22 protein-coding genes and 1 pseudogene are annotated in these 22022 nt (G+C 71.2%); 14 read left to right on the forward strand and 9 right to left on the reverse strand.

All coding sequences use genetic code 11. From position 1 onward, the window contains the following. Nucleotides 1-51: 51 nt before the first annotated feature. On the reverse strand, nt 52-480 hold the full coding sequence (locus OIU81_RS20045; RefSeq protein ID WP_329155239.1) for a nucleoside deaminase: 429 nt from the start codon (nt 478-480) through the stop codon (nt 52-54). 115 nt (nt 481-595) lie between these two features. Further along, a complete protein-coding gene (locus tag OIU81_RS20050; protein ID WP_329149810.1) occupies nt 596-1018 on the reverse strand; it encodes a PLD nuclease N-terminal domain-containing protein in 423 nt (140 codons plus the stop codon). 89 nt (nt 1019-1107) lie between these two features. On the opposite strand from OIU81_RS20050, the gene OIU81_RS20055 reads away from it, so the two are divergent. Both OIU81_RS20055 and mqnP read left to right on the forward strand, forming a co-directional pair. Next, the gene (locus tag OIU81_RS20055; RefSeq protein ID WP_329149812.1) at nt 1108-2568 is read left to right on the forward strand and encodes a menaquinone biosynthesis decarboxylase; all 1461 of its coding nucleotides are present in this window, start codon (nt 1108-1110) and stop codon (nt 2566-2568) included. Beyond that, entirely contained in the window at nt 2565-3467 is a 903-nt protein-coding gene (gene mqnP, locus OIU81_RS20060; RefSeq protein WP_329149814.1) for a menaquinone biosynthesis prenyltransferase MqnP, read from the forward strand. The genes OIU81_RS20055 and mqnP overlap by 4 nt, the downstream gene beginning before the upstream one ends. A 138-nt stretch (nt 3468-3605) precedes the next feature. Here mqnP and OIU81_RS20065 read toward each other — a convergent pair whose 3' ends face one another. Both OIU81_RS20065 and OIU81_RS20070 read right to left on the reverse strand, forming a co-directional pair. Next, a complete protein-coding gene (locus tag OIU81_RS20065; RefSeq protein ID WP_329149816.1) occupies nt 3606-4196 on the reverse strand; it encodes a DUF4870 domain-containing protein in 591 nt (196 codons plus the stop codon). A 91-nt stretch (nt 4197-4287) separates the two neighbouring features. Further along, the gene (locus OIU81_RS20070) at nt 4288-4881 is read right to left on the reverse strand and encodes a rhomboid family intramembrane serine protease (RefSeq protein WP_329149818.1); all 594 of its coding nucleotides are present in this window, start codon (nt 4879-4881) and stop codon (nt 4288-4290) included. A gap of 117 nt (nt 4882-4998) precedes the next feature. Between OIU81_RS20070 and OIU81_RS20075 the strand changes: the two genes are divergently transcribed. Next, nucleotides 4999-5724 carry a UbiX family flavin prenyltransferase gene (locus OIU81_RS20075; RefSeq protein ID WP_329149820.1) on the forward strand — a complete coding sequence of 242 codons (726 nt, stop codon included), beginning with the start codon at nt 4999-5001 and terminating at the stop codon, nt 5722-5724. Here the strand turns inward: OIU81_RS20075 and OIU81_RS20080 are convergent. After that, nucleotides 5721-5855, reverse strand: coding sequence for a hypothetical protein (locus OIU81_RS20080; protein WP_329149822.1), 135 nt, complete (start codon nt 5853-5855; stop codon nt 5721-5723). The two genes, OIU81_RS20075 and OIU81_RS20080, sit on opposite strands and share 4 nt — an antisense overlap. Before the next feature lie 117 nt (nt 5856-5972). On the opposite strand from OIU81_RS20080, the gene OIU81_RS20085 reads away from it, so the two are divergent. The 5 genes from OIU81_RS20085 to OIU81_RS20105 all read left to right on the forward strand — a co-directional run bounded on the left by OIU81_RS20085 (nt 5973) and on the right by OIU81_RS20105 (nt 10525). Continuing rightward, nucleotides 5973-6431 carry an Lrp/AsnC family transcriptional regulator gene (locus tag OIU81_RS20085; protein WP_329149824.1) on the forward strand — a complete coding sequence of 153 codons (459 nt, stop codon included), beginning with the start codon at nt 5973-5975 and terminating at the stop codon, nt 6429-6431. Between the two features lie 156 nt (nt 6432-6587). After that, a complete protein-coding gene (gene mqnE, locus OIU81_RS20090; protein ID WP_329155241.1) occupies nt 6588-7751 on the forward strand; it encodes an aminofutalosine synthase MqnE in 1164 nt (387 codons plus the stop codon). Nucleotides 7752-7795: 44 nt separating this feature from the next. Then, a complete protein-coding gene (locus tag OIU81_RS20095) occupies nt 7796-8320 on the forward strand; it encodes a GNAT family N-acetyltransferase (protein ID WP_329149826.1) in 525 nt (174 codons plus the stop codon). A 114-nt stretch (nt 8321-8434) separates the two neighbouring features. Continuing rightward, entirely contained in the window at nt 8435-8725 is a 291-nt protein-coding gene (locus OIU81_RS20100) for a DUF4229 domain-containing protein (RefSeq protein WP_329149828.1), read from the forward strand. A gap of 435 nt (nt 8726-9160) precedes the next feature. After that, nucleotides 9161-10525: a dicarboxylate/amino acid:cation symporter gene (locus tag OIU81_RS20105; RefSeq protein WP_329149830.1), complete on the forward strand. Its 1365-nt coding sequence runs from the start codon at nt 9161-9163 to the stop codon at nt 10523-10525. Between the two features lie 135 nt (nt 10526-10660). Here OIU81_RS20105 and OIU81_RS20110 read toward each other — a convergent pair. Beyond that, nucleotides 10661-11539 (reverse strand): annotated as a pseudogene (locus OIU81_RS20110) (alpha/beta fold hydrolase). Between the two features lie 152 nt (nt 11540-11691). On the opposite strand from OIU81_RS20110, the gene OIU81_RS20115 reads away from it, so the two are divergent. Continuing rightward, entirely contained in the window at nt 11692-12396 is a 705-nt protein-coding gene (locus OIU81_RS20115; RefSeq protein ID WP_329149832.1) for a TetR/AcrR family transcriptional regulator, read from the forward strand. A gap of 553 nt (nt 12397-12949) precedes the next feature. After that, on the forward strand, nt 12950-14899 hold the full coding sequence (locus tag OIU81_RS20120; protein WP_443074017.1) for an AMP-dependent synthetase/ligase: 1950 nt from the start codon (nt 12950-12952) through the stop codon (nt 14897-14899). Between the two features lie 128 nt (nt 14900-15027). Here OIU81_RS20120 and OIU81_RS20125 read toward each other — a convergent pair whose 3' ends face one another. The 3 genes from OIU81_RS20125 to OIU81_RS20135 all read right to left on the reverse strand — a co-directional run bounded on the left by OIU81_RS20125 (nt 15028) and on the right by OIU81_RS20135 (nt 16920). Further along, entirely contained in the window at nt 15028-15339 is a 312-nt protein-coding gene (locus tag OIU81_RS20125; RefSeq protein WP_329149834.1) for a hypothetical protein, read from the reverse strand. Between the two features lie 16 nt (nt 15340-15355). Then, nucleotides 15356-15493, reverse strand: a complete 138-nt coding sequence (locus tag OIU81_RS20130) for a hypothetical protein (RefSeq protein WP_189102357.1) — start codon at nt 15491-15493, stop codon at nt 15356-15358. Between the two features lie 1223 nt (nt 15494-16716). After that, entirely contained in the window at nt 16717-16920 is a 204-nt protein-coding gene (locus tag OIU81_RS20135) for a cold-shock protein (protein WP_003984261.1), read from the reverse strand. A gap of 249 nt (nt 16921-17169) precedes the next feature. Between OIU81_RS20135 and OIU81_RS20140 the strand changes: the two genes are divergently transcribed. The 4 genes from OIU81_RS20140 to OIU81_RS20155 all read left to right on the forward strand — a co-directional run bounded on the left by OIU81_RS20140 (nt 17170) and on the right by OIU81_RS20155 (nt 21992). Beyond that, nucleotides 17170-18069, forward strand: a complete 900-nt coding sequence (locus OIU81_RS20140) for a menaquinone biosynthetic enzyme MqnA/MqnD family protein (protein ID WP_329149839.1) — start codon at nt 17170-17172, stop codon at nt 18067-18069. Between the two features lie 184 nt (nt 18070-18253). Next, nucleotides 18254-20086 (forward strand): serine/threonine-protein kinase, encoded by a 1833-nt coding sequence (locus OIU81_RS20145; RefSeq protein WP_329149840.1) that lies wholly within the window; start codon nt 18254-18256, stop codon nt 20084-20086. Nucleotides 20087-20233: 147 nt separating this feature from the next. Continuing rightward, complete coding sequence (gene mqnC, locus OIU81_RS20150; RefSeq protein ID WP_329149842.1) at nt 20234-21433, forward strand: cyclic dehypoxanthinyl futalosine synthase; 1200 nt, start codon at nt 20234-20236, stop codon at nt 21431-21433. Nucleotides 21434-21440: 7 nt separating this feature from the next. Next, nucleotides 21441-21992: an imidazolonepropionase-like domain-containing protein gene (locus OIU81_RS20155; RefSeq protein ID WP_329149844.1), complete on the forward strand. Its 552-nt coding sequence runs from the start codon at nt 21441-21443 to the stop codon at nt 21990-21992. Nucleotides 21993-22022 lie beyond the last annotated feature (30 nt).

Here is a 22022-nt window from a genome sequence, read left to right on the forward strand (position 1 = left end):
CGGCCTGGACGGCGGCCTGACCCTCCGCACTTCCTTACTGCGGGGCCGACCTCACCCACCCCCAATATCCTCCCGCCACAACTCCGGCCGCTTCTCGATGAACTCCCGCATCAGCTCCGTGCATGCGGGGTCGTCGAGGAGGAGGATCTGGACGCCGTTTTGGGCGAGCCAGTCGTGGCCGCCGTGGAAGGTGCGGGCCTCGCCGATCACCACGCGGGGGATGTTGAACTGGCGGATCAGGCCGCTGCAGTACCAGCAGGGGGAGAGGGTGGTGACCATCGTGGTGCCGCGGTAGCCGGGTTGGCGGCCGGCGGCCCGGAAGGCGGCGGTTTCGGCGTGCAGGGAGGGGTCGTTGTCCTGGACGCGGCGGTTGTGGCCGCGGCCGAGGAGGGTGCCGTCCGGGCCGTAGAGTGCCGCGCCGATCGGGATGCCGCCCTCGGCGAGTCCGGCGCGGGCCTCGGCGAGCGCCGTTGCCAGCATGGCGCGGGCCTGTGCGGAGGGAGGAGCGGGGTGGCCGTGCGGCCGGAGTGCGTCGCGGTCCCGGCCCCAGTCCTGCGTACGGTCCATGGCGTCACCGTACGCTGGGGCGGCGGGCTCAGGGGGTTTCTTCGGGGCCGTCCGCCGTATCGCGGTTCTTGCGGCGGAGGTCCTCCTCGCGGCGGCGCAGGTCGGCCTCCCAGTCCTTGAGCCGGGTCTCGTCCTGGCTGTCCTCGTCCTGCTTGTTGTCGTCCTTGAGGGAGCGGAGGAACTCGGGGTTGTCGTCCGGGGCGACCCACCTGGTGCCGCGGTCGCGGTGCCAGGCCGAGGGCGTGGCACCGTCGGCCGGGACCGGTCGGCGCTGCTTGCCCGCCACCAGCCAGGCGACCGGGCCGACCAGCACCTCGCCGAAGAGCAGGATGATCAGCACCCACACGACCTTGGGCAGGCCGCGCACCTGGGATTCGGGGGTGTTCAGGCAGTCGATGAACGCGTAGATCCACAGTGCCAGCACCAGGAGGAACGGCAGATACCTGAGCATTGCGGAACCACGCCCCCTGCGTGTGACGGCAGGCCCTCGGCGGGGCCCGGTGACCCGCCCAGGGTAGTGCGTACCCGATACTGGACGGCATGGCTTACGACGATCTTCGCTCGTTCCTGCGTGCACTGGAGCGGGAGGGCGACCTCAAGCGCATCAAGGCCGAGGTCGATCCGTATCTGGAAGTCGGCGAGATCGTGGACCGGGTGCAGAAGTCCGGTGGCCCGGCGCTGCTCTTCGAGAACGTCAAGGGCTCGGCGATGCCGCTCGCCATGAACGTCTACGGCACCGACCGCCGGCTGCTGAAGGCGCTCGGCCTGAAGGCGTACGAGGACATCAGCGGCAAGATCGGCGGGCTGCTCAAGCCCGAGCTGCCGCAGGGCTTCGTCGGGGTGCGCGAGGCGTTCGGCAAGCTCGCCGGCATGACGCATGTGCCGCCGAAGAAGGTGAAGGGCGAGAGCGCGCCCGTCCAGGAGGTCGTGCTCCAGGGCGACGAGGTCGATCTGGACCGGCTGCCGGCGCTGTTCACCTGGCCCGAGGACGGCGGCTCCTTCTTCAACCTGGGGCTGACGCACACCAAGCACCCGGAGAGCGGGGTGCGCAACCTCGGTCTCTACCGTCTCCAGCGCCACGACAAGCGCACCATCGGGATGCACTGGCAGATCCACAAGGACAGCCGCAACCACTACCAGGTCGCCGCCAAGCGCGGGGAGAAGCTGCCGGTCGCCATCGCCTTCGGCTGCCCGCCGGCCGTGACGTACGCCTCGACCGCGCCGCTGCCCGGGGACATCGACGAGTACCTCTTCGCCGGCTTCCTCCAGGGCAAGCGGATCGAGATGGTCGACTGCAAGACCGTGCCGCTGCAGGTGCCGGCGCACGCCGAGGTCGTCATCGAGGGCTGGCTGGAGCCCGGCGAGATGCTGCCCGAGGGCCCGTTCGGCGACCACACCGGCTTCTACACCCCGCAGGAGCCCTTCCCGGCGCTGACCATCGACTGTGTGACGATGCGGCAGCGGCCGCTGCTCCAGTCGATCGTGGTGGGGCGTCCGCCGACGGAGGACGGGCCGCTGGGGCGGGCGACGGAGCGGTTCTTCCTGCCGCTCCTCAAGATCATCGTGCCGGACATCGTGGACTACCACCTGCCGGAGTCCGGCGGTTTCCACAACTGCGCGATCGTCTCGATCGACAAGAAGTACCCCAAGCACGCACAGAAGGTGATGCACGCCATCTGGGGCGCGCACATGATGTCGCTGACCAAGCTGATCGTGGTCGTGGACGCGGACTGCGATGTGCACAACCTCCACGAGGTGTCCTGGCGGGCGCTGGGCAACACCGACTACGCCCGGGACCTCACCGTCGTCGAAGGTCCCGTCGACCATCTCGACCACGCCTCCTACCAGCAGTTCTGGGGTGGCAAGGCGGGCATTGACGCGACGCGGAAGTGGCCCGAGGAGGGCTACACGCGCGATGGGGGCTGGCCGGAGATGGTCGAGTCCGACCCACGCACGGCGGCGCTGGTCGACCGCCGCTGGAAGGAGTACGGACTCTCGTGAGCAGCGCATCCGCGGCGGTCCCGCAGCCGGGCCGGACCAAGGCGTTTCTGCGCCTGGTGATGATCGAGCACTCGGTCTTCGCGCTGCCCTTCGCCTATATCGCCTCGCTGACCGCGATGTACGAGGCGGACCGGCACATCCAGTGGGGCCGGCTGCTGCTCGTCACCGTCGCCATGGTCGGTCTGCGGACGTTCGCGATGGCCGCGAACCGGATCATCGACCGCGAGATCGATGCCCGCAATCCGCGCACCGCGCACCGGGAGATGGTCACCGGCGCGGTGTCGGTGAAGTCGGCATGGACGGGTGCGCTGATCGCACTCGCCGTCTTCCTGGGCGCGGCGGCACTGCTCAACACCCTGTGCCTGGTGCTCGCGCCGCTCGCGGTGGTGCCGATGGTGGTCTATCCGTACGGCAAGCGGTTCACGAACTTCCCGCAGGCGATCCTGGGCCTCGCCCAGGCGATGGGGCCGATCGGCGCCTGGCTGGCGATCACCGGGACCTGGTCCTGGGACGCGGCGATCCTCGGCCTCGCGGTCGGCATCTGGATCGGCGGCTTCGATCTGATCTACGCCTGCCAGGACGTGGAGACGGACCGTGAGGTCGGGGTGCTGTCGGTCCCGGCCCGCTTCGGCATCCCGGCCGCGATCCGGGGGGCGCGCGGCTGCCACCTCGTCACGACGGGGCTGTTCGTCTGGTACGGGCTGGCGACCGGCGCCGGCGTGTTCTTCTGGCTGGGACTGGTGATCGTGGCGGCGGCCTTCCTCTACGAGCACACGCTCGTGAAGCCGCATGACCTCAGCCGGCTGAACCGGGCGTTCTTCCAGGTCAACGGGTTCATCGGGATTGCGCTCTTCGTCTGTGCGCTGCTGGATCTGCTGGTCCGAGGGCTGTCCGCCTGACGGTCTGAGCACGGAGGACGGTTCGAGCACGACGGAGGACGGTTCGAGCACGGAGGACGGTTCGACCCACATCCTTCGGCCCGGCTGCCCGGCTGCCCGGCCCGACGGCCCCGAGTGCCCTCCGGCCGGCCCCGCCGCTCAGCCCTTGCTGAGCGGCCAGGCGATCAGCCGCGGGTAGGTCCACAGTTCGCCGCGGGTCGCCTTGACCGTGCCCATGATCGCGCAGACCAGACCGGCTATGCCGTACGTGCCCATGATGGCGACCACGGTCAGCAGCGGGACGGCCAGCCCGGAGCTCTGGCGCTGGGTTTCCGTGGCGACCGCGGCGAAGATGAGGGCGCTGCCGAAGTACAGCACCACGCCGATGGCCGCCATGACGGCCTGGGTGATGCCGAAGTTCAGCGCCTGGGTGGCGTGGTGGCGGACGTACGGGTCCTGTTTGTGGCGGACGTTGTTGCGGACGGACAGCGGGAAGATCCAGCCGAGGAACGCGCCCAGACCGCAGCACATCACCGAGCCGCCGGCGACGACCAGCAGGGTGCCGAGATGGGCCCACATCGCGGAGTTCGTCGAGGCCGGCGGCGGCTGGGTGCCGTAGCCGGGCTGCTGCGGGCCGGGGTAGCCGTAGCCGCCGGGCGCCCCGCCGGGCCAGCCCTGCTGCGGCGCGCCGTACGGCTGCTGTGGTCCGCCGCCGTACGGTCCGTACCCCGGCTGCTGGTAGTCGGACATGGTCTGCTCCCCCGTATGCACTGCCTGCTGCGTGTGGAGTCCGCACGAGGCGGCCGTCGTGCCCGCCCGCGGCTCCCGTTCGATTCCGAGGCTACGTGACGGGTCTGACAGCGGCCCCGGCAGCACCGGCGCGGGCACGCTCGCGGAAGACGAAGGCCGCCAGCACTCCGCCGATCAGCCCGAACAGATGCCCCTGCCAGCTGATCTGGCTGTCCGTCGGCAGCGCGCCCCACAGGATCGAGCCGTACAGCGCGCCGATGACCAGGCCGATGCCGATGTCCAGGAGGGAGCGCTCGATGAAGCCGCGCACCAGGAGATAGCCGAAGAGGCCGAAGATGACGCCGGAGACGCCCGCGGTGTTGCTGCCCGGCGCGGCCGTGAACCAGACGCCCAGCCCGCTGGTGAGGGCGATGAGCAGGACGACGGCGAGGAAGCGCCGCACCCCGCTGCGCAGCGCGGCGACGAAGCCGAGCAGCAGCAACGGCACGGTGTTCGCCACGAGATGGGCGAAGCCGAAGTGCACAAAGGCGGCGGGCACCACATCGACCAGCTCGGCGGGCTCGCGCGGCTGGATCCCGAAGGAGTCCAGGGCGCCCCCGCTGACGGTATCGACCCCTTCCAGCACCCACAGCAGTGCGACCCAGCCCAGCATCAGGCAGAGCGCGGGCTTCGCGCGTGATCTCATCTTTGGCCGTCCCTTCTCGTCCCCCGGTGGGGCGGCCCTCGGCGGGGCTCCGCGAGGGGCGCACAGGTAAGAACGGCCGTGACGGGGTCCACGGTTCCGCCGGATAGGCTCGATGCCGTGGAGCCGCCGCACAACGACACCAGCAAGCAGGACCCCGGCCGACGCCGCCCGTGGGTCGTGGGGATCTCCGGCGCGTCCGGGACCCCGTATGCGGCGTCCGTTCTGCGCGGGCTGCTCGCCGCCGGGGAGGCGGTGGATCTGATCGTCAGCCGGGCGTCGCGGCTGACCCTGCTGGACGAGACCGGCATCGCCTTCCGGGACGCCCACTGGCGCGCCGACCTGCGGGAATGGCTGGCGCGCGGGGCGGACGGCAAGCCGTCGACGTTTCCGGTGACGGAGGCGGACCTGGCGCAGGTGCGGTACTGGCCGGCCGGGGATCTGGCCGCCGGCCCCTCGTCGGGGTCGTATCCGGTCAAGGGGATGCTGATCGTCCCGGCGAGCACCGCCTGTGTGGCCGGGGTCGCGCTCGGGCTGTCGAAGGACCTGCTCCAGCGGGTGGCGAGCGTGACGCTCAAGGAGCGGCGGCGGCTGGTGGTCGCGGTGCGCGAGACGCCGCTGAACGGTCCGACGCTGAAGCATCTGGTGACGCTGGACGAGGCGGGCGCCGTGGTGCTGCCCGCCTCACCGGCGTTCTATGCGGGAGCGACGCACATCCAGGATCTGGTGGACTTCGTCGCGGGCCGGGTGCTCGACGCGGCTGAGGTGCCGCACGGGCTGTACCGGCGATGGGAGGGGGAGCTGCGGGGTGGCTCCGCGGAAGAGGAGGCCCCGGACGCTCCCTAGCGCTGCTTGGCTGCGGCGGCGCGGCCGAAGCGGCGCCGGGCCCGCGGTGCCGCGGACCGGTGGGCACGTGAACGATTGGCCTGGTCCTGCAGCTCGCGCATGCGGGCGTAGGCCATCTCGATCGAGTACACGGTGACAACTCCTGAGAATGTCTGAGTTCGTGAAAGATTCGCAGGGTGTAGACCCTGTATGCCTTAGATTCTACATGTAGAACCCGAAAATGCGTAAAGATTGGAAGGCTTGAGGGCATGGACGCGGTGGACAGGCAGCTCATCCAGGCACTTCGCGAGAACGGCCGGGCCTCGTACGCGGAGCTCGGCCGGCTCGTCGGCCTCTCCGGGCCCAGCGTCACGGACCGGATCAACCGCCTCGAAGCGGCCGGTGTGATCACCGGCTACCGCGCGACGGTCGACGCCGCCTCGCTCGGCCTCGGCGTCACCGCACTCGTGGGCATCTCGCTGTCGGACGCGACCGACCACGAGGACGTCGCGCACCGGCTGCGCGACCTCGCCGAGATCGAGGACTGCTGGTTCATCGCCGGCGACGACTCGTACATGCTCAAGGTGCGGGTGGGCGATGTGGACGGTCTGGAGCGCACCATCCGGCGGCTGTCCGGCACCAAGGGCGTCTCCCGTACCCGCACCACGATCGTGCTCTCCACCAAGTGGGAGAACCGTGTCGGCGAACTGCCCGAAGAGGCCGAATAGGCGACCGGCCGCCGGACGGCACACCGGGAGCGGACGGGCGCACCAAGGGGGCCCCGTCCGCCTCTGTTACGGGGGAGTACGCTCGACGAAGCCCGTTTCCGGCACCGAAACGGCACCGATACGGCAGAGACTGGAGGCGACCGGATGGCGGCGTCGATGGATGTGGGCCTCAAGCGTGAGCTGGAGGCGAAGGTCCACGCCGGGGAGCGGCTGACCCGCGAGGATGGCATCGCCCTCTACGAGTCCGACGACCTGGCATGGCTGGGCGGCCTCGCCCACGAGGTGCGCACGCGCAAGAACGGCGACGTCGTCCACTTCAACGTCAACCGTCACCTCAACATGACGAATGTGTGCACCGCCTCGTGCGCCTACTGCTCCTTCCAGCGCAAGCCGGGGGAGAAGGACGCGTACACGATGCGGATCGAGGAGGCCGTCCGCCTCGCCAAGGCGATGGAGAACGACAATCTCACCGAGCTGCACATCGTCAACGGTCTGCACCCGACCCTGCCGTGGCGCTACTACCCGCGCTCCCTCAAGGCCCTCAAGGAAGCCCTCCCGGAGGTCTCCCTCAAGGCGTTCACCGCCACCGAGATCCACCACTTCGAGACCATCTCCGGGCTGAGTGCCTCCGAGATCCTCGACGAGCTGATCGACGCCGGTCTGGAGTCGCTGACCGGCGGCGGCGCCGAGATCTTCGACTGGGAGGTCCGCCAGCACATCGTCGACCACCGCACCCACTGGGAAGACTGGTCGCGCATCCACCGCCTCGCCCACGAGAAGGGCCTCAAGACCCCCTCGACGATGCTCTACGGGCACATCGAGGAGCCCCGTCACCGCGTCGACCACGTGCTGCGGCTGCGTGAGCTCCAGGACGAGACCGGCGGTTTCCAGGTCTTCATCCCGCTGCGCTACCAGCACGACTTCGTCGACATGCAGGACGGCAAGGTCCGCAACAAGCTCCAGGCCCGCACGACGATGGCGACCGGCGCCGAGGCCCTGAAGACCTTCGCGGTCTCCCGCCTGCTGTTCGACAACGTCCCGCACATCAAGTGCTTCTGGGTCATGCACGGCCTGCAGACCACCCAGCTCGCCCTGCAGCACGGCGCCGACGACATGGACGGCTCGGTCGTCGAATACAAGATCACGCACGACGCGGACAACTACGGCACGCCCAACAAGCTGACCCGCGAGGACCTGCTGGAGCTGATTCGGGACGCCGGCTTCCGCCCCATCGAGCGCAACACCCGCTACGAGGCCATCCGCGAGTACCCCGGCCCGGACCCCGAGCGGCGTGAGTCGCCCCAGCCGATGCGCCTCTGAGCGGGCAGTGGCCGCTGTCAGTGGCGGGAGTTAGGGTCCGGGGCATGAACGTCCGCTTCGACCTGGACCCTTCCGTCACCCCCGCCCTCCGCGACGGGATCTGCGCGCTGTGGACCGATGTCTCCAACGCCGACGGCGCGGTCGGCTTCGTCCCGCCGGTGACCCCGGACGACGTCCGCCCCGAGCTGCTGAGGCATCTGGCGTCGATGGCCGAGGGGCGCACGCGGCTGCTGGTCGGCCGGGAGCCGGACGGTCGGGTCCTGGCCGCGGCGTTCCTCACGCTCAACGGCCGCCGGCTGACGAGCCACTGGCTGTGGGTCTACACCGTCATGGTCCACCCGTCCGTCCAGGGCCGCGGGGTCGGCCGGGAGCTGATGGGCGCGATCGCCGACGCCGCCCGCTCGCTCGACGGCATCACCGGCATCCGTCTCACCTGCCGCGGCGGCACCGGCCTCAGCCGCTTCTACGCGTCCTGCGGTTACAAGGAGGTCGGCCGGGTCCCCGGCGCGATCAAGGTCGCCGACGGGGACTTCCGGGACGACATCACCATGTGGCAGGAGCTGGCCTGAGCCTAGGAGCCGGCGTGAGCCACGGGTCCGGCGGGGGGCGCGAAGATCGCCCGAAGCGCTGTGCTTGACTGGATGCAGACCCTTTAGGTTGCCGTTGAGGAGAAGGTCCCATCCGTGAGTAGCCACCACTTCGCCACGCTCCGCTACACCGCTCTTCGCATCGGCCTCTTCGTCGTCTCGTTCGCCGTGGTGTGGGGGCTGGCCTACGTCCACATCATTCCGCTGGCCGTCGGCGCGTCCAACACCGTCTGGCTGCTGCTGCTCTCCATCGTGATCTCCGCGCCGCTCAGCTTCGTGCTGCTGCGCAAGCAGCGCGACGCGATGTCCGAGCAGATCGTCGCCAAGGTCGACCGCCAGCGCGAGCGGCTCGCGGCCCACGCCGGCCAGGAGGACGGGTCGCTGTAAAGGCCTGGACCTTATGTAAGACGCCTCACAGCCGCACCACCACGACAGGCGCCCGCCGCCATGGGCTTTGCTCCATGGCCGGGCGCCTGTCGCGTTTCTGACGGGTCGTCCGGAGCGCCGGCCCCACGAGAAGTAAAAGATTTTCTTTGAGTTCCTCAAAGTTCAAGTGTTAATGTACGTGCCATGAAGACCGCAGCCGCGCCCCCGTCCCCCAGGAGCATTCCGCTCGTGGCGCGCCTGCATGTCGATCTCTGCCGCTGTCTGTCCGCGGCCTGTTGCCGCCGCTGACTGTTTCCTCCGGCGGCCGGAGATCCCCCTCGCCCTCCGGGCGGGAGGCCCCCTGCTTCGAGCTTTCTCGAACCGCTCCGCGGCCGCTCGACCCCCTGGCGCCCCGCGCCGCCTTCCCACGCCTGATCTGTCCCCGGAGTGTGTCCGTTGTCCACGTCTGCCGAGACCGCCGAGTCCTCACCGGCGCCCCAGCCCCCCAAGTCCTCCCGCATACCCAAGGTCCCGTTCTGGGCCCAGATCCTGGCCGGTCTCGTCCTGGGCGTCGTGCTCGGCGGGATCGCCAAGAACGGTGACCTCGGCTGGCTCACCGCCACGCTGCAGCACCTCGGCGACCTCTTCGTCCAGCTGCTGAAGCTGGCCGTGGCGCCGCTGGTCTTCTTCGCGATCCTGGTGTCGATCACCAATCTGCGCCAGGTCAACAACGCCGCCCGGCTCGCCACCCGCACCCTGCTGTGGTTCATGGTCACCTCGCTGATCGCGGTCGCGATCGGCCTGGCGATCGGCCTGCTCACCCACCCCGGCGCGGGCACCGGCCTGACCCCCAAGGACGGCAAGCTCCCCGATCACGCGGGCTCCTGGATCGACTTCCTGACCGGCATCGTCCCCACCGACATCATCACGCCGTTCACCGAGCTGAACGTCCTGCAGATCGTCTTCATGGCGGCCGTCGCCGGGATCGCGGCCCTCCAGCTCGGCGAGAAGGCCGAGCCGGTCCTCACGATCAGCCGCTCGGTCCTCGAACTGCTGCAGAAGGCCCTGTGGTGGGTCATCCGCCTCGCCCCGCTCGGCACCGTCGGCCTCATCGGCAACGCCATCGCGACCTACGGCTGGAACCTGATCGGCAAGTACGCGACCTTCACCGTCGACATCTACGTCGGCTGCGCGCTCGTGCTCTTCGGCGTCTACCCGCTGCTGCTGTCGACCGTCGCCAAGGTCAACCCGCTGCAGTTCTTCCGCGGCGCCTGGCCGGCCATCCAGCTGGCCTTCGTCTCCCGCTCGTCGGTCGGCACCATGCCGGTCACCCAGCAGGTCACCGAGCGCCTCGGGGTGCCGCGCGAGTACGCCTCCTTCGCGGTGCCGTTCGGCTCGACGACCAAGATGGACGGCTGCGCCTCGATCTACCCGGCGATCGCCGCGATCTTCATCGCCCAGATCTTCGACGTCCACCTGGGCATCGGCGACTACCTCCTGATCGTCTTCGTCTCCGTCATCGGCTCCGCCGCCACCGCCGGACTGACCGGCGCGACGGTCATGCTGACGCTGACCCTCTCCACGCTGGGCCTGCCCCTGGAGGGCGTCGGTCTGCTGATGGCCATCGACCCGATCCTGGACATGATGCGTACGGCCACCAACGTGGCCGGTCAGTCGGTCATCCCGATCCTGGTCTCCGCCAGGGAGAAGATCCTGGACCGCGACGCGTACCGGGGCGCCACGAGCATCACGCCGCCGGCGGCCGACGCCGTGCGCACGGAACAGACGGCGCCGGTCGCGGACCCGGTGGCCGCCGCATAGCGCCACGGGTCACGACGCGCGGCCCGCGGGCCGTTGGCCGGCGCCGCTTTCGGCGGCCGGCCCGAGGAGAGAGCGCGGTGCCCCGGCCTTGGCGGCCGGGGCACCGTCGTGGTCGGCCGGTGCACGCCGCGCTCCTCAGTCCGCCGCCGCTCCCGTACGGGCCAGGATCGCCGCGGCCAGTGGGCGGTGTACGGCGGGCGGCAGGGCGTGTCCCCTTCCCGGGATTTCGACGAGCCGTGCGCCGCGGACGCACTGGGCGAGGTGCTGGGGGTGCGGCGGCGGGAAGATCGGCTCGGCGGGGGCGCAGATCACCAGCGTCGGTACCGCGTTCGCGGCGAGACGGTCCGTGCGGAGCATGCCGTCCACCGCGGCGCGGGCGTGTGCGGTGCTCGTGCGGTGGTGTCCCCGTGTGGGCGATGACGCGCCGCTCGAAGGCGAGGAACCAGTCCCCGCCGAAGGGGAGTTGGTCACCGGCGAGTACCCGCCAGTGTGTGATCCGGCGGGCCGCCTCGGCCGCCGCCCCGTGATCCTCGACGGGCGCGGGATCACAGCTCCAGGACCTCGGGCGCGATGACCGGCAGCTCCCCGGCCGGGACCGTGTTGCCGTCCGGGCAGGTGTAGGGGGTGGTGCTGGGGGCGCTGGTGCCGATGAGGGTGGCGCTGAGGCATCGGTCGGGGTGGTCCGCCGGCACCATCTGGGCCAGCATGCCGCCCAATGACATGCCGACGAGATGCGCCCGGCCGATGCCTAGCCCGTCCAGGACCGCGAGCACATCCGTGGCCGGATCGGCGATGCGGTAGGGCCGTTCCTCGAAGGGCCACGTGGCGCGGCCGGTGTCGCGGTGGTCGTAGCGGATGACCCGGTGGTCCACGGCGAGCGCTTACCAGTGGTTCCGGCCGGCCGACGCCTGTCGCCCGGGCGCCCTTGACCAGCAGCGGCGGGGGCGCCCCGGCGGGCCCGCGCTGCTCGGTCCGCCGGCGGATGCCGGGGGCGGCACCGATGCACTGCGGCACGGGACTCTCCTCCGGACGGTTGATGCCGACGAGGGCGCAGCGAGACGTATCGCCTCGTGATGGGCAGGAACGCGTCAAATGTGCGGAGGGTGGGAAGTGGAGATCGTAAAGTTACTTTGCAGTAAAGGGGCGGGGATGGAGGGACATTCAGGGTGGAAGCTGTGAAGAGCAAGAGGGTGCCGCGCGCGGTCCGGGAGCAGCAGATGCTGGACGCCGCGGTGCTGACGTTCGCACGGCGTGGATATCGGGCGGCCTCGATGGATGAGATCGCCGAGCTGGCCGGGGTGTCCAAGCCGCTGGTCTATCTGTACCTGAATTCGAAGGACGACCTGTTCAGCACGGTGATCCGGCGTGAGTCGGAGTCGCTGGTGGCGGCGGTGCGGGCGGCCGTCGAGCCGGGGGAGAGCGCCGACCGGAAGCTGTGGAACGGCCTGCGGGGATTCTTCGCGTACACCGCCGAGCATCCGGACGGCTGGGCCGTACTTCATCAGCAGGCTCGCACGCACGGCGAGCCGTTCGCCCGCGAAGTCGCCGTCGTGCGGGGGGAGATCGTCGCATTCGTCACGGAGTTGCTGGGTGCAGCCGCAAAGGAGGCGGGCTGCGTCGGCGAGCTGGCCGAACGGGAGGTGGCCGGGCTCGCCCATGCCCTGGTCGGCGCGGCCGAGTCGCTTGCCGAGTGGGCCAACTGCCGTCCGGACGACGGTATTTCGGGGGAGCGGGCGCATCCGTCGGCGAAGGACAGCGCGGCCACGATGATGAACGTCGTCTGGGCGGGCCTCGGCCGGATGATGGGCGGCGAGCGGTGGGCGCCGGGCGAACTCGCGGGCCAGGGGAGCAGGTCCGGCGTCGGGGGGTGACGTGGCGCGGTGCGCGGCGGCCGGTGGTACGCCGCGCACCGGGGGGAGGGGTGCGCCGCTCGTGACCTGGACCCGTGGCCCGTGGGGTGAATTGGTGAAGGTGTCGCACGGCCATTGGCCGGCTCCCGCTCCTCACATAAGTTGACCTCTACGTAAGGTTACCGTCGGGTCAGGAGCTGGGTCGCAGATGAGTGCCACGGGTGCCCTCGCCGGGAGCGAGCCGTCCGCCGGCGGCTCTTCCCGCCGTCGCCCTGCGATCACAACTCCCCTGGTCCGGTGTGGAGTTCGGGCTGTCGGAGGCCGACGGCCCGATGGCGTCGGGTAGTTCGATGCTGAGGACGGGCGGGCCCCGGGGGTTGGCTGCCGTTGCTGCGGCCGCGGCTACGGCTGCTGCCCGTCGAGGGTTACCGGGCGTCGCCGCCGGCCTCGTGCTGCGCCGCGCTCAGGTACACCGGCCCCGCCCCCAGGGGCGCGCGGCCCCCACGCGGCACTCACCACGGCATTGCCGCGCCCCACCCTCCCCGCACTCCACAGGCGAAACGAGGAGCCGCTCGTGTTCCACCAGGACAGTGCAGCCACCGGGTCACCCGCCGAAGGAACCCCCGCCGACCCGGCCGACGCCCCCGCCCGCACCGTGACAGAGCCGCAGAAAACCCTGGTCAACGGCGCGGTCCGGGAGGTCTACGTCCCCCCGCTGGTCCCGCCCGTCCGCAGTGGCTCGCTCGGGGACCTCCCCTTCACCAATGCCGCCGAGGCCCCCGCCGAGGTCGTGCTGGCCCGCAAACAACCCAGCGGCAGCTGGCGTGACATCACCGCAGCGGAGTTCGCCGTCGAGGTCCGCGCCGTCGCCAAGGGCCTGCTTGCGCACGGTCTGCGCCCCGGCGACCGGCTCGCGATCATGGCGCGTACGACCTATGAGTGGACCCTCGTCGACTTCGCCGCCTGGGCGGCCGGTCTGGTCACCGTCCCGCTCTACCCCACCTCCTCCGCCCACCAGGCGCAGTGGATCCTGCACGACTCCGGCGCCCGGGCCTGCGTCGTGGAGAACGTCGAAGAGGCCCGCCTGATCAGCGGTCTGCGCGGCGAACTGCCCGCTCTGGACCACCTCTGGCAGTTCAACACCGGCGCCGTCTCCCAGCTCGTCGCCGCCGGCCGTGACCTGCCGGACGAGGCGGTCGACCAATGCCGTGCCGCCACCGGCCCGTACGCCCTCGCCACCCTCATCTACACCTCCGGCACCACCGGACAGCCCAAGGGCTGCGCCCTCACCCACGCCAACTTCTTCGCCGAGGTCGACAACGCCGTCGAGCTGCTGCACCCGGTCTTCACCTCGGTCAGCGAGGAGCCCGCCGCCACCCTCCTCTTCCTCCCGCTCTCCCATGTCTTCGGGCGCATGGTCGCCGTCGGCTGTCTGCGCGCCCGCGTCCGCCTCGGCCACGCCCCCAGCATCCAGACCGACGAGCTGCTCGCCGACCTGGCCGGCTTCCGGCCGACGTTCCTGCTGGCCATCCCGTACGTCCTGGAGAAGGTCTTCAACACCGGCCGGGCCGCCGCGGAGAAGAGGGGCAAGGCCGCCTCCTTCGACCGCGCGGCCCGCGTCGCCCGCTCCTACGGCGAGGCGGTCGAGGCCAGGGAACACGGGACGGGCCCCGGCCCCGGCGCCGCCCTCAAAGCCGCCCGCAAGCTCTACGACCCGCTCGTCTACCGCCGCATCCGCGCCGCCCTCGGCGGCAAGGTCCGCCACGTCCTCTGCGGCGGTTCCCCCCTCGGCCACCGCCTCGCCGCCTTCTACACCGGTGCCGGCATCGAGATCTTCGAGGGCTACGGCCTGACGGAGACCACGGCCGCCACCACGCTCACGCCCCCGCTCCGCCCCCGCATCGGCACGGTCGGCTGGCCGCTCCCCGGCAGTGCGGTGCGCATCGCCGACGACGGCGAGATCCTGATCCACGGCGGACACGTCTTCTCCGGCTACTGGGATGCCGCCCTCGGCGCGGCCCGTCCCGTCACCGACCGCGGCTGGTTCGCCACCGGTGACCTCGGGTCCCTCGACGCGGACGGCTACCTCACCATCACCGGCCGCAAGAAGGAGATCATCGTGACCACGGGCGGCAAGAACGTCGCCCCCGCGCCGCTGGAGGACCGCCTCCGCTCCCATCCGCTCGTCGGCCAGTGCATGGTCGTCGGCGACCACCGCCCCTACATCACCGCCCTGCTCACCCTGGATCCGGACGGCCTCGCCCACTGGTGCCAGATGCACAAGAAGCAGAGCGTGCCGTATGAGCAACTGCTCCGTGACGCGCACCTGCTCGACGATCTCCAGCGCGCGGTGGACGATGCCAACGAACTGGTCTCCCGCGCCGAATCCATCCGCCGCTTCGCCGTCCTCCCGGTGGATTTCACCCCGGAAGGCGGGCATCTCACCCCGTCCCTGAAGCTCCGCCGTGGCGCCGTCTCCCGTGATTTCGCCAAAGACATAGCCAGCCTTTACGAAAGCGGGTGACCCCGCTCTGGAGCCCTCGCTCGCGACGCGTCAAACTGGAACCCCGTGTCACCTCTGTGGGGGAGGTGGCACGGGGTCTGACGTGCGGTATCGCCGCTCTCGGCGGGTCGCGCCCGCGGCGGCCCCGCTCACCGGGGCGGCAGCGCGACCGCCGTCTGCATGTCGCAGGAATTGCACCAGAACGCCCAGCCGTTGGCGTCGACGGACCGCGAGCCGCAGGCCAGGCACGGGTCGCCGACGAAGCTCGCCGTCACCCAGGCCCCGGCCGTCGCCGCCCGGCGCCCCGCCGCGGCGCACTCCTCGGCGTAGCACGGAATGCACAGTCCGCCCTGCTGGCCGGGCAGCTTCATCGAACGTATCCCGCAGGTCGAGCACGGCAGCCGGCCGACGTACTGCGCGTCCAGGCCGACCGGCTTGCCGTTCCTTCCCAAGGTCGTCATGTCGCCTCCGCCTCCCCTAGGCCAGGACGGTGCCGGTGCCGCCGCAACCGGAGCACTGCGTCGTGACCTGGTCGCCGGCAGGCGTCTCCCAGTCCACGGTGCCTCTGCCGCCACAGTCGGGACAGGTCTTCTGTGGGGGCAACTGCTCGCTCATTCTGCCCACGGTATGCCGCGCCATGTTCCGATGTGACCACTTTCCGTGATCACTTCGTCATCGGCAGCAACTTCTTTGTGCCGGTGCGGACTTACGCCGAAATGTGCCGGCCGGCGCGCCCGCTCGGCAGGCGCGCAGGGGGGCCGAGAGCACGGCTCGCCGGCCGGCCGTAAAGGGCTGTGCCGGCTGCTCCGCGCGGGCACGGGTGACTTGCTTCCCCGCGTGGGTGGGCCGGTGCGTTCCGTGCCGCCATTGGTGCGGTGCCCGGCGCGGCGCCGCGAAGAATTCCGGCCGTCGCGCGGGGTGAGTTAGGTGACCGAATTCCGCCGAGTGCGGAGCCGAGAGGGCGCGCCTTGCCCGGGAAGCATTGACTTACCCCGCCATCGCTCGCACCACTGCGCGCCCGCCGCGGTCCATCGGGCCCGGACTCACGCCGGAAGTCCGCGGGTGCGGCAGCCTTACGGCCACCGCAGGAGTGCCGAATACGACGGCATTCCCGCCCTTTCCTCTGCTTCCCTCCGCTGCGGATACGCGCCTCTACGGATTCACGGCGATGGCCGCGGATTCCCGCGAGCCGGGCAGCCGGCCCGACAACTGGCGCGATAGCGACACGTTCCCCCTGGAATGCGCGCCCGGTCGCGCATCGTTCCGGCCGTCGCCGCCACCGCGCTCGCCACCTCGGCGGATCCCTTGTCGCTCACGGTTGTCGCTCACGGTTGTTGCTCGCGGTACTTTCTCGCGGCTTTCCGCTGCGTGAGTGCCGGGGCGCGGGTGTTTGTGCGCGCTTCACCGGTGTCCGGCGCGATCCGGTTTCTTTGTGACCAAACGAAAGCGCCGGCCGGAGGGCGAGAGCTGGAGGGTGAGAGCTGGAGGGTGATGGCCTGAACGGTTCTTCTCGAACGGCGGGAACTTCACGGCCGCGGGCCGGGTGCGGCCGGGCGTCGCATGCGGGGCATGCCTGCGCAGTGAGGTAGCGGCCGGAACTCCGCGGGCTCCCGTGCCGTCGGGCGGCGGGCGTCCGACGCGGCGCGCATTGCCGGTGGAATTCCGCAATGCCCCGTGCGGACGGGTGTGTCATGTGCCGGACGAGAAGAATTCATGCAATGGCCATTCATGTCGCGCCGGCAGGCAAAAGGCAGGAGCCCCACTCGCCACCGAAATGGCGGAGCGGGGCTCCTTGGGTACTGCTGGAAACGACCTGGAAAAATTCCGGGCCGGGCAACTTAGACCGGCGTGACGTTCTCCGCCTGCGGACCCTTCGGGCCCTGCGTGACGTCGAAGTTCACCTGCTGGTTCTCCTCCAGGGAGCGGAAGCCAGAGGCGTTGATCGCCGAGTAGTGGACGAAGACATCCGGGCCGCCGCCGTCCTGGGCGATGAAGCCGAAGCCCTTTTCAGCGTTGAACCACTTGACGGTTCCGGTAGCCATAAGCCCTCCTTGGGCCAAAGGGTTGCCCTGCTCCAGAACCTGCAAAGAAGTCTGAAACTACAAGAGCCTGCGGGGTCACATGCTCCGCAGGCTCTGTACTGCAAGGGAAACCAAACTGCAACTTGCGCTGAGCTTAGCATGGTGCGCTCGCGAGGCGGAAGAGCCAAAGATCACGTTTAACCGACCGCACTAACGTCCATATGCCGACCCGCCGCGCTGCCCCGAGCGGCACAGGTCTAGCCTCCGCATGTGGACAATTCAACCTTCGGAGACGCACCCGCGGGAGCCGACGCCGGCCGCCGTCGCAGCCGGCCGCGAGTGGGCCACATCCAGTTCCTCAACTGCCTGCCCCTTTACTGGGGCCTCGCCCGTACGGGCACCCTGCTCGATCTGGACCTCACCAAGGACACGCCGGAGAAGCTCAGCGAGCAGCTGGTCCGCGGAGACCTCGACATCGCCCCGATCACCCTCGTGGAGTACCTGCGGGCCGCCGACGACCTCGTGGCCTTCCCCGACCTCGCTGTCGGCTGCGACGGCCCGGTGATGTCCTGCGTGATCGTTTCGCAGAAGCCGCTGGAGCAGCTGGACGGCGCCCGGGTCGCCCTCGGCTCGACCTCGCGGACGTCCGTACGGCTGGCCCAGCTGCTGCTGGCCGAGAAGATCGGGGTGCGGCCCGACTACTACACCTGCCCGCCCGACCTCGGCGTGATGATGCAGGAGGCGGACGCGGCGGTGCTGATCGGTGACGCCGCGCTGCGCGCCAATCTGCACGACGGGCCGCGGCTGGGCCTGGAGGTCCACGACCTGGGCCAGATGTGGAAGGACTGGACGGGGCTGCCGTTCGTCTTCGCCGTCTGGGCGACCCGGCGTGAGTACCTGGCGCGCGAGCCGGAGGTGGTGCAGAAGGTGCACGAGGCGTTTCTGGCCTCGCGCGATGTGTCGCTGGAGGAGGTCGGCAAGGTCGCCGAGCAGGCGGCCCGGTGGGAGAGCTTCGACGAGCCCGTCCTGGAGCGCTACTTCACCACGCTCGACTTCCGCTTCGGACCCGAGCAGCTGCGGGGGGTCACGGAATTCGCCCGGCGCGTCGGGCCGACGACCGGGTTCCCGGCCGATGTGAAGGTGGACCTGCTGTCGTCGTCGGCCGGGTAGCCGGCCGGTGGCGGACGGGCGGGCCGAGCCGGTGGCCCGCGGGCATCGACGCCGGGCGGTCCGGTGGTACCGGGCGGGGGCACGGCGGCCCCGGTCCGGTGGCGTCCCCCGGGGTAACGGGATTCCAGGGGGCGCGGACTCCCCTGGGCCCTAGGCTGGGTGCGCTCATCTAGGGGGAGGCGCCATGGAGCCGCTGTCACCGGACGACCCACGGGCCCTGGGCGGATACCGGCTGCTGGGCAGGCTCGGCGCGGGCGGGATGGGCCGGGTCTATCTCGGGCGCAGCGCCGGCGGCCGTACCGTCGCCGTGAAGGCCGTCCATGCGCACTTCGCCGCGGACGACCAGTTCCGGGCGCGGTTCCGGCGCGAGATCGAGTCGGCGCGGCGGGTGGGCGGCGACTGGACGGCACCGGTACTGGACGCCGACCCCGACGCGGCCGTCCCCTGGATCGCCACCGGCTATGCCGCCGGCCCCTCGCTCGCCCAGGCCGTCGCCGGGACCGGGCCGCTGGCCGGGCACACCGTACGGGCGCTGGGCGCCGGGCTGGCCGAGGCGCTGGCCGCGGTGCACGCGCTCGGGCTGGTGCACCGGGACGTCAAGCCGTCGAACGTGCTGCTGACGCTCGACGGGCCGCTGCTGATCGACTTCGGGATCGCCCGGGCCACGGAGGGCACCGCCTCGCTGACCTCCACGGGGGTCTCGGTGGGGTCGCCCGGCTACATGGCGCCCGAACAGATCCTGGGCAACGGGGCCGCGGGTGCCGCCGATGTGTTCTCGCTCGGCGCGGTGCTGGCCTTCGCGGCGACCGGCCTCAGCCCCTTCCCGGGGGACTCGTCCGCCGCGCTGCTCTACAAGGTCGTGCACGAGGAACCCGTACTGGGGCCGCAACTCGACGGCGCGCTACGGGAGTCGGTGGTCGCCTGTCTGGCCAAGAACCCCGCGGACCGGCCCGCCCCCGAGGCGCTGGCGGCGCGGCTCGCGGGGGAGGGGAGCGGCGGCGCGGCGGGCCTGGTGCGTGCGGGGTGGCTGCCCGGCCCGCTGGTCGAGCAGGTCAGCCGGCAGGCGGTGGAGCTGCTGAACCTCGAGGCGGGGGAGGAGCCGGCGCGGGCGGGACACGGTGCGGCGGGTGCGGTGCCCGGTGGTGCGTTCGGGCCTCCGGATCCCTCGTACGGGGCGGTGTCCGGGCTGGTGCCCTTCGACAGTCCGGCCCAGGCCGGGGCGCCGGCGACGCGGACCTCCGGGGTTCGCGCGCAGCCGCCCGGTCCGCCCGTGCCGGTGGCGCCGTGGCCGGCGGCCGGCGGGGTGCCGTCCCCGGCAGGAACGGGCCCTTCGGCGACGGGCGGGCAGCGCGCGGCGGCCACCGGCCCGGACCGTCCGCCCGCCGCCGGCCTCGCCGACCTGCCGACCGGGGCGGCGCCGGCCGCCCCCGAGGAGCGGCGGATCGCGCTGTCCGGTGCGCTCGGCGGCGGCCGGGACCGGCCGCGGCGGCTGAGCTGCACGCTGGTGTTGTCGGTGGCCGGGGCGCTCGCCGCCGCGACGACGGCCGGGTTCGTCTTCCATCTGCTGCCCGGAGCGGGCGGCGGGGCGGACGGCGGAGCGCAGCCCGGCGCCAGGCCGCCGGCCGGCGGCAGGCCGACGCCCCGGCCCAGCAGTCCGGGTGCCGGCGCGGGCGCCGTTGCCGCGCCGTTCCTCGGCACCTGGACGGGCAGCGTCACGACCTCGCACGGCATCCCGAACGGCACGATCACCAGCGTCATCAAGAAGGGCGGCACGGGCGCGTACGTCATCCACACCACCTATGACGCGGTGCTGGTGAAGTGCCGGGCCAAGGCGCGGCTGGAGTCGGCCACCGGGAAGCGGCTGGTGCTCATGGAGCGTCCGGACGGAAAGCAGGGGCCCGGCTGCACGGGCAACCAGTCGCGGGTGACGTACACGCTGGGCCCGGGCGGCAGGCTCGCCTTCGCCTCGGACGACGACGCGGGCGGCACGCCGCGGGCGACGCTGACCAGGCGCTGACACGGGGCCGGAACAGGGCCGGTACCGGGCTGCCGCGGCGCTGACCAGGCACGGGTGCCGGGCGGGGGCTGACCGGCGGTGAGGGTGTCGGACCCCTGACGTACGCTGGTTCAGTTCGTGATGCCCGCCTGTGAAAGGGACGCCCCGGTGACCGAGAACGCCGACCTCCAGTCCGTGCTCGACCGCGCCGCGCAGGGCGGCCGGATCACGCCGCAGGAAGCGCTCGACCTGTACCGCTCCGCCCCGCTGCACGCACTGGGCAAGGCCGCCGACGCCGCCCGCCGCCGTCGCTACGCGGGCACCGAGCACATCGCCACCTACATCATCGAACGCAACATCAACTACACCAACGTGTGTGTGACGGCGTGCAAGTTCTGCGCGTTCTACGCCGCGCCGAAGGACACCGCCAAGGGCTGGACCCGCGATCTCGACGACATCCTGCGCCGCTGCGCGGAGACCGTCGAACTCGGCGGCACGCAGATCATGTTCCAGGGTGGCCACCACCCGGACTACGGCGTCGAGTACTACGAGGAACACTTCTCGGCGATCAAGAAGGCCTTCCCGCAGCTGGTCATCCACTCCCTCGGCGCTTCCGAGGTCGAGCACATGGCCCGGATCTCCAAGGTGTCCGTCGAGGAGGCGATCCGGCGGATTCACGCCGCCGGGCTCGACTCCTTCGCGGGCGCCGGCGCCGAGCTGCTGCCGGCCCGTCCGCGCAAGGCCATCGCCCCGCTGAAGGAGTCCGGCGAGCGCTGGCTGGAGATCATGGAGGCGGCCCACCACCTGGGTGTGGAGTCGACGTCCACGATGCTGATGGGCACCGGCGAGACCAACGCCGAGCGCATCGAGCACCTCCGCATGATCCGCGACGTCCAGGACCGTACGGGCGGCTTCCGCGCCTTCATCCCGTACACCTACCAGCCCGAGAACAACCGCCTCAAGGGTCAGACGCAGGCCACCCTCTTCGAGTACCTGCGCATGATCGCCATCGCCCGGCTCTTCCTCGACAACGTCGCGCACATCCAGGGCTCGTGGCTGACCACCGGCAAGGAAGCCGGCCAGCTCTCGCTGCACTACGGCGCGGACGACCTCGGCTCGATCATGCTGGAGGAGAACGTGGTCTCCTCGGCCGGTGCCAAGCACCGCTCCAACCGCATGGAGATCATCGACCTGATCCGCAAGGCGGGCCGGGTCCCGGCACAGCGCGCCACGACCTACGAGCACCTGGTCGTGCACGACGACCCGGCCAACGACCCGGTCGACGACAAGGTCGTCTCGCATCTGTCCTCGACGGCGCTCGAGGGCGGCACGGCCCATCCGGAGCTGAAGTTCGTCGAGGCCAACTGAGCCCGCGATGCTGACACTTCACCGCGTGCGCGGCGTCCGGCTCGTCCCCGACGGGGCGCCGGCCGCCGGTCACGCGGTCCTCGTCGACGGCGGCCGGATCGCCGCCATCGGGCCGTACGAGGAGCTGCTGGCGGCCCACGGTGACCAGGCGCGGGTGCGGGAGTGGGATGGCGTGCTGACCCCCGGCCGTACCGAACCGGACGCCGCGGCGCTGCTGGAGACCGTCTACCACCCCGACCCCCGCGAGGCCGGCGAGCTCGGGAGTGAGCCGGTCGGCGGCGAGGCGCTCGCCGCGCTCGACATGACCGAGGCACGCTGGGGCGCCGGCGCCCGCCGCGGCCTCCAGCGGCTGCTGGCCCTCGGCACGACGGCGCTGACCGGGCCGTTCACCCGGCCCGCGGTCCGTACGGCCGTCCAGCGGTCCGGACTCGCGGAGCTGCCCGCCGGCCGGGCGCGGACGCTGACCGTCGGCGGAGCGGCCGATTTCGCCGTCTTCGCCGGGGACGGCAGCTGTCTGGCCACGGTGCTGGCCGGCCGTCTCGTCCACCGCCGCCGCTGAAGCGGGCGCCCCGCGCCGCTCCCCGGCCCC

It is taken from the genome of Streptomyces sp. NBC_01454 (genome assembly GCF_036227565.1).
Classification (GTDB): Bacteria; Actinomycetota; Actinomycetes; order Streptomycetales; family Streptomycetaceae; genus Streptomyces.

Coding starts and splice junctions, on each gene's coding strand:
- OIU81_RS20125 (WP_329149834.1), bottom strand. CDS start 15,339: ATGACGACCTTGGGAAGGAACGGCAAGCCGGTCGGCCTGGACGCGCAG.
- OIU81_RS20045 (WP_329155239.1), bottom strand. CDS start 480: ATGCTGGCAACGGCGCTCGCCGAGGCCCGCGCCGGACTCGCCGAGGGC.
- OIU81_RS20145 (WP_329149840.1), top strand. CDS start 18,254: ATGGAGCCGCTGTCACCGGACGACCCACGGGCCCTGGGCGGATACCGG.
- mqnE (WP_329155241.1), top strand. CDS start 6,588: ATGGATGTGGGCCTCAAGCGTGAGCTGGAGGCGAAGGTCCACGCCGGG.
- OIU81_RS20095 (WP_329149826.1), top strand. CDS start 7,796: ATGAACGTCCGCTTCGACCTGGACCCTTCCGTCACCCCCGCCCTCCGC.
- OIU81_RS20135 (WP_003984261.1), bottom strand. CDS start 16,920: ATGGCTACCGGAACCGTCAAGTGGTTCAACGCTGAAAAGGGCTTCGGC.
- OIU81_RS20070 (WP_329149818.1), bottom strand. CDS start 4,881: ATGAGATCACGCGCGAAGCCCGCGCTCTGCCTGATGCTGGGCTGGGTC.
- OIU81_RS20155 (WP_329149844.1), top strand. CDS start 21,441: ATGCTGACACTTCACCGCGTGCGCGGCGTCCGGCTCGTCCCCGACGGG.
- OIU81_RS20055 (WP_329149812.1), top strand. CDS start 1,108: ATGGCTTACGACGATCTTCGCTCGTTCCTGCGTGCACTGGAGCGGGAG.
- OIU81_RS20065 (WP_329149816.1), bottom strand. CDS start 4,196: ATGTCCGACTACCAGCAGCCGGGGTACGGACCGTACGGCGGCGGACCA.
- OIU81_RS20050 (WP_329149810.1), bottom strand. CDS start 1,018: ATGCTCAGGTATCTGCCGTTCCTCCTGGTGCTGGCACTGTGGATCTAC.
- OIU81_RS20085 (WP_329149824.1), top strand. CDS start 5,973: ATGGACGCGGTGGACAGGCAGCTCATCCAGGCACTTCGCGAGAACGGC.
- OIU81_RS20130 (WP_189102357.1), bottom strand. CDS start 15,493: ATGAGCGAGCAGTTGCCCCCACAGAAGACCTGTCCCGACTGTGGCGGC.